This window comes from Streptomyces sp. NPDC048275 (genome assembly GCF_040652275.1).
GTDB lineage: Bacteria > Actinomycetota > Actinomycetes > Streptomycetales > Streptomycetaceae > Streptomyces.
In genome coordinates this window covers 62,399-71,109 of record NZ_JBEZLR010000045.1, presented here as the reverse complement: position 1 = coordinate 71,109, position 8,711 = coordinate 62,399, and the positions used below count along the sequence as shown (strand labels likewise).

The window sequence follows — 8,711 nt, the reverse complement described above, 5'->3', positions numbered from 1 at the left end:
GCCTTGCGGTCCAGCTTGCCGTTCGCGGTCAGCGGGAGCACGTCCAGTGCCATGAACGCGGACGGAATCATGTAGGCGGGCAGAGTGGTCGTCAGATGCTCGCGCAGTTCCTCCACCGGCGTGGCGGTGGTGCCGGTGGTGTAGGCGACGAGCCGGTCGTCCCGGACGATCACCGCGGCCTGCTCCACACCGTGGTGGGTCCTCAGCAGTGCCTCGATCTCACCCAGCTCGATGCGGAACCCGCGCAGTTTGACCTGGTCGTCGGCGCGCCGCAGATACTCCAGCTCGCCGTCGGCCGTCCAGCGCACAACGTCACCCGTGCGGTACATGCGCGAACCGGCCGCACCGAACGGATCGGCCACGAAGCGTTCGGCGGTGAGGGCGGGGCGGTGGAGGTAACCGCGCGCCACACCCGCACCGGCGATGTAGAGCTCGCCGGGCACGGTGGGTGGTACGGGCTGGAGGTGGGCGTCGAGGACGTACAACCGGGTGTTGGCCAGGGGGTGTCCGATCGTCACCGCCCCACCCGCACGCAACGCCGCGGCCGTGGACCAGATCGTGGTCTCGGTGGGCCCGTACACGTTCGTGACGTGGGCGGCGGCCCGGGTCAGCTGATCGGCAAGGTCGACGGGCAGAGCTTCGCCACCGACCAGGACCCGCACGCCCGCCAACGCACCCGCCGCCCCCGGATCAGCAGTGACCGACCGCCACAAGCTCGGCGTGGCCTGCATGACCGTCACCCGCTCACCCGCCAGCAGAGCCCGCAACCCCTCCGGGTCATGAACCAGCCCCGACGGAGCCACCACAACCGCGGCACCCGCAGTGAGCGGAGCGAACAACTCCAGACCCGCGATGTCGAACCCGATCGTCGTCACCGCCAACAACCGGTCCCCACCCACAAGCGGCACCCGCTCCCGCATGTCGGCAAGCAGGTTGGCCAGCGCCCCACGCGAAACGACCACACCCTTGGGCCGACCCGTCGAACCGGACGTGTAGAGCACATAAGCGGCCTGCTCGCCGGCCACCACCTCGGGCAGCGTCACCTCGGCCGCAGGCTCCCGCTGCCCCGCCTCAGCCAGCCACCGCTCATCCAGCACCAGCACCGGCCGCGTCTCACCCCGCATGAACTCAAGACGGTCGGCCGGGAAATCAGCATCCAACGGCAGATACGCACCCCCCGCCTTCAGCACGGCGAGCAGAGCGATGACCAGGTCACTGGAGCGCGGCAGCACGACGGCGACGTACCGCTCCGCCCCCACCCCCGCCTCCACCAACAACCGCGCCACACGCTCACTCCGCGCATCCAACTCCGCGTACGACACCGACACACCGTCGAACACCACCGCCGACGCGTCCGGTGTTTGTGCTGCTTGGGCGCGGAATTGGTGGATGAGGTCGTGTGTGGGGGTGAGGTCGGTGATGGTGCCGTTGGCCCAGTGGCCGAGGACGGATTGCTGTTCGTCGGTGTCGAGTACGTCGATCTGGGCGACCTTGGTTTCTGGTGTTGTCGCCACCGTTTCCAGTACGCGGACGAACCGTCGGGTCAGCCGCTCGGCGGTCTCCTCGTCGAACAGATCCGCACTGAACTCCAACACCGCGTGGATCCCCGACGCGGAACCGTCATCGCCGTGCTGTTCGCCCAGGTTGAGGGAGAGATCGAACCTGGATACGTCCGACCCGATGGCCTGCTCGGCGACCTCTGCCTCCGGCCAGGAGGCGAGTGAGCTCGTCGCCGCTCGGGAGTCCAGGTTGTGCAGGGTGAGCATGGTCTGGAAGAGGGGGTGGCGTGAGGCCGACCGTTCGGGGTTGAGGATCTCGACGAGGCGTTCGAAGGGGATGTCCTGGTGGGCGTAGGCGGCGAGGTCGGTTTCGCGGACGCGGGCCAGGAGCTGGGTGAACGTAGGGTTGTCACTCAGGTCGGTGCGCAGGACGAGGGTGTTGACGAAGAACCCGACGAGGTTCTCGACGGCGTCATCCGTACGCCCGGCGATGGGTGAGCCGATCGGGATGTCGGTGCCCGCGCCGAGCCGGGACAGCAGGACCGCGAGTGCGGCTTGCAGGACCATGAAGGTGCTGGCCTGGTGTGCGCGGGCGAGGCGGGTGATGTCGGCGTGCAGTTCGGCGGGGATGTCGAAGGTGACGGTCCCGCCGTGGTGGGTCGGCGTGGCGGGGCGGGGCCGGTCGGTGGGCAGTTCCAGCTCGGCCGGGAGATCGGCCAAAGCGCTTTGCCAGTGGGCGAGTTGGCGGGAGATGGCGGAGTCGGGATCGTCCTCCGAGCCGAGGACCTCGCGCTGCCAGAGGGTGTAGTCGGCGTACTGGACCGGCAACGGCGCCCAGCCAGGAGCCGCGCCCTGGATGCGGGCCGTATAGGCGGTGGTCAGATCGCGGGCCAGAGGTGTCAGCGACCAGCCGTCCGCGGCGATGTGGTGGACGACGAGGAGCAGGACATGCTCGTCCGGTGAGAGCTGGAGGAGGGTGGCGCGCAGCGGCAGGTCGCTCGTGAGGCCGAAGGGCCGGGCCACCACCGTGCGCAGGGCCTCCGCGAGCCCGCCTTCGGTGACGGTCTGGACGTCCAGGGCAGGCCGGGCCCCGTCCGCGCCGAGGACGATCTGGTGGGCGCCGAGTTCGTCGTCCTGCCTGAACACGGTCCGCAGGGCTTCGTGCCGCTCCACGACATCCGTGAGCGCGGCTTTCAAGGCTTCCTGGTCGAGAGCGCCGGTCAGGCGGAGGGCGACGGGGATGTTGTAGAGGGCGCTGTCGGGCTCGTACTCGTGCAGGAACCACAGTCGCTGCTGGGCGTACGACAGAGGCAACCGTTCCGGACGTACCGTACGAGCCACGACCGCCGTTCGGGCCGATGCGGCTCCCGCGAGAGCCTCGGCCAGGCCGGCCACCGTCGGCGTCTCGAACAGGGCACGCACGGCCAGCTCGACACCGAGAGCGCTGCGGATGCGGGACACCAGCTGGGTGGCGAGCAGGGAGTGTCCGCCCAGGTCGAAGAAGCTGTCGTCGATGCCCACCCGGTCCAGGCCCAGTACGTCCGCGAACAGGCCGCAGAGGATCTCCTCCTGGCCGGTACGCGGTCGCCGTGCCGATTCGATCGCGCTGTCGTAGTCCGGCATGGGCAGGGCTCGGCGGTCCAGCTTGCCGGTGGGGGTCAGCGGTAGTTCGGGCAGCCGTACGACCGCTGCCGGCACCATGTGGTTGGGGAGCCGGTCGGCGACGTACCGGCGAAGCGCGGCGGAATCCGCCTCATCGTCGGCGCCACCCCCAGCGCCATCGGCGCCGGAGACATGGGCGACGTAGGCGACCAGGCGTTTGTCGCCCGGTCGGTCCTCCCGCAGGATGACCGCCGCCTGGGCCACGGTCTCGTGGGCCCCGAGCAGCGACTCGATCTCGCCGAGCTCGATGCGGAAGCCGCGCAGCTTGACCTGGTCGTCGGCCCGGCCGATGAACTCGAGCAGGCCTTCCTCGGTCCAGCGGACCACGTCACCGGTGCGGTACATGCGCGAACCGGCCACGCCGCCGAAGGGGTTGGCCACGAAGCGTTCCGAGGTGAGGCCGGGACGGTTGAGGTAGCCGCGGGCCACGCCGGCGCCCGCGACATAGAGCTCTCCGGGGATTCCGACGGGGACCGGACGGAGGGCCGCGTCCAGGACGTACACCTGGGCGTTGGAGACGGGCGTGCCGAGTTCGGCGGGAGCGGCGTCGCGTACGACGCCGGTGACGCTGTCGGCGGTGCACTCGGTCGGGCCGTAGAAGTTGAAGGCGATCAGGCCGTCCACCGCGGTCAGTTGGTGACGTAGGGCCTCGCCGATGGCCTCGCCGCCCAGGACCACGAGTGACGGACGGTGCCGGTCCGGGCTCAGCATGCCTGCGGAGATGAGGTGTTGGCACTCGGACGGGGTCATGTCGACGACATCGATGCGCTGTTCGTGGACCTGGCGGGCGAACGCCTCCGGGTCGTGGCGTGTGTCGTCGTCGAACAGGTGCAGTTCGTGGCCGTGCGCGGCCATCCACAGGAACAGGCCCCAGGACGCGTCGAAGGAGAAGGAGGCCGTGTGCGCCATGCGCAGTCGACGGCCGCCGACCGACTCCAGCACCGGCGTGAGGACTTCGTACTGGTGATGGTGGAGCAGGTTGGTGAGGCTCGCGTGGGTGATCAGGGCTGCCTTCGGGCGGCCGGTCGAACCGGAGGTGTAGAGGATGTACGCGCCATTGGCGGGCGTCGCATGTCCCGAGACCGGCGTGGTGTTCGGCGCCGCGGCCAGGGCGCGCTGCGTCTCGGCGCTGTCCAGGCGGATCACGGGGACGCCCGAGCCGTCCAGTACGGCGACGCGGTCGGCGGCGGCGTCGACGGTCACCACGAGAGCGGGGGCCGAGTCCGTCAGCATGAACGAGGTGCGGTCGGCGGGGTATTCCGGATCCACGGGGAGGTAGACCGCCCCGGCCTTCATCGCGGCCAGCAGGGCGACGATGGAGTCCACCGAGCGCGGCAGTACCACGGCCACGACGTCCTCGGGGCCGATGCCGTGCTCGACGAACAGCCTGGCCAGCCGGTTCACGCGTGCGTCGAGTTCCCGGTAGGTGACGCGCGTGTCCTGGAAGACCACCGCGGTCTCGTCCGGGGTCCGGGCCACCTGGGTCTCGAAGAGCCGGGGCAGGATGTCGGCGGGCACGGGGCGCTCGGTGCGGTTCCAGTCGACGAGCATGCGTCGGCTCTGCTCGGGGTCGAGGGCGTCGACGCGGCCGGTCGGCGTGTGCGGGGCGGTGAGCAGCAGCCGCAGGATGCGCAGCAGGTGCGCGGCCAGTTCGTCGGCCCGGTCGCGGCGGAACACGTCAGGCCGGTAGTCCAGCTGGAACCGCAGCGTGGAGTCGGGCATGGCCACGAGGCCCAGCGGATAGTGCGTGGCGTCGTAGCCCTCGGTACGCAGGACCTTGAGGCCGCCGGAGGCCTGGTCCAGGTCGGTGACGTCCAGGGGATAGTTCTCGAACACCATGGAGGTGTCGAAGAGTTCACCCACACCGGCCAGGCGCTGGATCTCGGCGAGTCCGAGGTGCTGGTGGGCGAGCAGGTGGCTCTGCTCCTCCTGGAGCCGGGCCAGCATCGCCGAGAGGGGTTCCTCGGGGCGCAGCCGCAGGCGCAGCGGCAGCGTGTTGATGAAGAGGCCGACCATGTCCTCGACACCGTCGAGTTCTGCCGGGCGGCCGGAGACGGTGATGCCGAACACCACGTCGTCGAGCCCGGTGATCCTCGACAGGAGCAGTGACCAGGCCCCCTGGACCACGGTGTTGAGGGTCAGACCGTGCTCACGGGCGAACGCGGTCAGCGCCCGCGTCTCCCCCTCGTCCAGGCCGAACCGGACGTGCTCCGGGACCACCGGTGGCTGCCCGGGGGCGAGCGACGCGACCCGGGTCGGTTCCTCGAGGCCGGCCAGAGCCTCGGCCCAGGCCTTGCCCGCGGCTTCGGCGTCCTGGTCGGCGAGCCAGGTGAGGTGATCGCGGTACGGGCGCGGGCGGGGGAGGCCGGAGGAGTCCCCCTTGGCCAGGTAGAGCGCGAACAGTTCCCTCATCAGGATCTGCATCGACCAGCCGTCGAGCAGAATGTGATGGTTGGTCAGGACAAGGCGATGGCGCTGCTCACCCAGGTGGATGAGGGTGAACCGCACCAACGGGGCCTGCCCCAGGTCGAAGCGGCGGTCGCGGTCCTCGAGCGCCTCGGCCTCGGCGCGGCCGGCCCGTTCCGGCTCCGGAAGGGCGGTGAGATCGACGGTGCGCCAGGGGAGTTCGACCTCGCGCAGCACCAGCTGAGCCCACTCGCCCGAATTGCGCTGACGGAAGGCCACCCGGAGATTCGGATAGCGGGTGAGCAGCGCCGCGGACGCGGTCCGCAACGCGTCGGTGTCGAGCGGTCCTTCGAAGTCCGTCGTCACCTGAGCCACGTAAACGTCGGTGGCGGTCCCCTCGAGGATGTTGTGGAAGAGCAAGCCTTCCTGAAGGGGGGACAGCGGGTAGATGTCCTCGATCTTACGTGGCCGTCGCGTCACTGCCATCTCTCCCACTCGGACCGCATTTTATCGCTGTGGCCAGCGTCGCAAATACGGCTGGCAGCAATATCGGTCAGCAACCTATTCGTTCGAGCGGGTGGCCTGTCAAGGCGAAACCGGGGCCTTTAACCCGTGCCTTAAACACGGTTGTCGAAAGATGGTTTGCGGACGTCCGACTTCAACCCCACCCTTAAATAGGAGAGTTTCGGGAGTGCTCTTCTGAACCGGTGCTAGGGTCACGGCACTTGCGGTGGAGCTGGAGGTGAAATGGCGGATCAGGCGGATCACGAGATGAAGGAGAAATTTGTCTCCTGGCTGCTCGGGGATTCCTTCACCTGCCTGGGGGCGCGTGCCGCACTGCGTCAGAACACGCTCGTCATGCGGGTGTACGAGGAGTTGGACGCGGCGGATTGTACGGATGAACTTCACCGGGATCTGGTCGCCTTCGCCGAAGAGTATCTTGCCGTGGGGCATGAATTCGCTTCGTTCGTGGCGCTCTTCCGGGGGCCCCGGATACGCGATGAAGAGGAATTCGAAGAGGCACTCTGGAAGCAGTTGGGCCGTCTGCACCGGGTCGATGTGAGGAATCATTCGTGGAGCTCGGCGTACTCCAGTGACACGGAGTCTCCGGAATTTGCCTTCAGTGTGGCAGGGCAACCGTTCTTCGTGGCGGGGCTCAGCCCGGAATCCTCGCGTATTTCCCGGCGTTCTTCCCACTCGGCCCTCGTGTTCAATTCACACGAGCAGTTCACCCGGCTGAAGGCGCAGGGGACGTACTACGGGCTGCAGCGCAGGATCCGCGATCGGGAGGTACGGCTCCAGGGGAGTGTCAATCCCATGCTCTCCGACCACGGAGAGTCGTCCGAGGCCCGGCAGTACTCGGGGCGGGCCGTATCGGCGGACTGGAAGTGCCCGTTCTCCCCGGAGGGTGTGCCGACCGAGCGCGCATGAAATGAAGGGGCGCTCGCGACACTTCGTACAGAGGCACGCAGGCACGGAGACATGCAGGTACGCAGGGCACGACCGGGTGGGCCGCAACGTCATCGTTGCGGCCCACCCAGCCGTATGCCCGTATGCCCGTACGCCCGTACAAGAGGCGTGTCCGGAATCAGCCGACGCTTTCGATCAGTCCGGCCTCGTAGGCGATGATGGCCGCCTGGACGCGATTGCCGACAGTCAGTCTGGCGAGAATGGAACTGACATGAGTTTTGACTGTGCCTTCGACGAGGTGCAGTCGGCGGGCGATCTGAGCGTTCGACAGCCCTTCCCCGAGCAGCATCAGCACTTCCTGTTCACGGGTGCTGAGCCGGTCGACCCGCTCCCGCGCCGCGGAACCCCGCGCCATCCGCCCCGTGGAAAGACCGCGAATCACCCGGTGCGCGGCCTCGGGAGAGAGATAGGCCGCCCCGTCGGCGACGGCGTGCACCCCCGCGATGAGATCGCGCGGATCTCCCGACTTCAGCAGGAATCCACTCGCCCCCTCACTCAGGGCGCGGGCGATGTAGTCGTCGTTGCTGAACGTCGTAAAGATGATCACGGCCGTACCCGCGTCGGACTTCAGAATCTCCGAAGCGGCGTCGAGGCCGTCGAGTTGCGGCATCTGCACGTCGAGGAGCGCCACGTCCGGCCGGTGACGACGTACGAGTTCCACGGCCTCCCGGCCGGTGGAGGCCTCGGCGACCACCTCGATCCCCGGATCGGTCGACAGGATGGCCCGGGCCCCCGCCCGCATCATCGTCTCGTCGTCGGCGATCAGAACTCGAATCACGCGCTCCCCATTTCTTCCCTCACCTCGGCTGTTCCCATCGAGGCGCCCATCAAGGCTGTTCCCCTCAAGGTTGTCGCCGTACCGGGCTTTCCGTCAGGACTCACCTTGACTTTCCCCCTCCTGAAGGAGGGGGATTCTCACGGCTCGCGCCATGAGGGTTTCTGCTTCACAACTGACTGCCCGCCCGGAGTTCTCCGTTGAGGTCCTACACCAGCTCCACAGACTGTCACCGCCAGCCCGGCGGCAAGAAGGTTGCGTGCCGCGTTCGCATCCCGGTCATGGGTCGTCCCGCAGTTGTCGCACGTCCAGGTGCGGACGTTCAGCGGCATCCGTTCTTGCAGGGTGCCGCAGTGGGAGCACAGCTTGGAGGAGGGGAAGAAGCGGTCCACCGCCATTACTTCCCGCCCGTACCAGGCCGCCTTGTACTCCAGCATGCTCCGCCGCTCGGCCCAGGCCGCATCAGAGATGGCGCGGGCCAGGCTCCGGTTCTTGACCATGTTGCGCACGGTCAGGTCCTCGATCACGAGCGTTTGGTTCTCACGCACGAGTCGAGTGGTCAGCTTGTGCAGGTGGTCGCGGCGACGGTCGGTGATCCGGGCATGGATCTTCGCGACCTTGCGCCGGGCCTTCTTCCACGTGGTCAGCATTGCCGACGTGGCGTTGTAGTTGAGCCGCTCCTGTCGTGCCCACGCCTCGGTCCGGGCGGCGAGCGCCATGTTGTAGACCTTCCGCACACACCCGAACGTGCGCGACAACTCCGCCGTCTGCGCATCGGTCGGACAGAAGCGGTACTTGAATGCCCGCTTCACGTGAATGGTCACATCTCGCAAACTATCATGCCAACTTGTGACTACCCGGGGATAGTTGGGCGACGGAAGCTGATTCGCCCGGCGCCG

Annotated in this window: 4 protein-coding genes; 1 reads left to right on the top strand and 3 read right to left on the bottom strand. The window is 68.0% G+C overall.

All coding sequences use genetic code 11. The features are described from left to right. The coding region (locus AB0D57_RS25450; RefSeq protein WP_362077228.1) for an amino acid adenylation domain-containing protein at positions 1-6,047 on the bottom strand (6,047 nt) is incomplete at its 3' end. Positions 6,048-6,314: 267 nt separating this feature from the next. On the opposite strand from AB0D57_RS25450, the gene gntA reads away from it, so the two are divergent. Beyond that, complete coding sequence (gene gntA / locus AB0D57_RS25445; protein WP_362077225.1) at positions 6,315-6,998, top strand: guanitoxin biosynthesis heme-dependent pre-guanitoxin N-hydroxylase GntA; 684 nt, start codon at positions 6,315-6,317, stop codon at positions 6,996-6,998. 157 nt (positions 6,999-7,155) lie between these two features. Here gntA and AB0D57_RS25440 read toward each other — a convergent pair whose 3' ends face one another. Continuing rightward, complete coding sequence (locus AB0D57_RS25440; protein WP_362077222.1) at positions 7,156-7,815, bottom strand: response regulator transcription factor; 660 nt, start codon at positions 7,813-7,815, stop codon at positions 7,156-7,158. 137 nt (positions 7,816-7,952) lie between these two features. Then, positions 7,953-8,636, bottom strand: coding sequence for an RNA-guided endonuclease TnpB family protein (locus AB0D57_RS25435; protein WP_362077219.1), 684 nt, complete (start codon positions 8,634-8,636; stop codon positions 7,953-7,955). Positions 8,637-8,711: the final 75 nt, after the last annotated feature.

Bases quoted from the DNA above. Each gene is read 5' to 3' on its own strand.
- gntA (WP_362077225.1), top strand. From the start codon at position 6,315: ATGGCGGATCAGGCGGATCACGAGATGAAGGAGAAATTTGTCTCCTGG.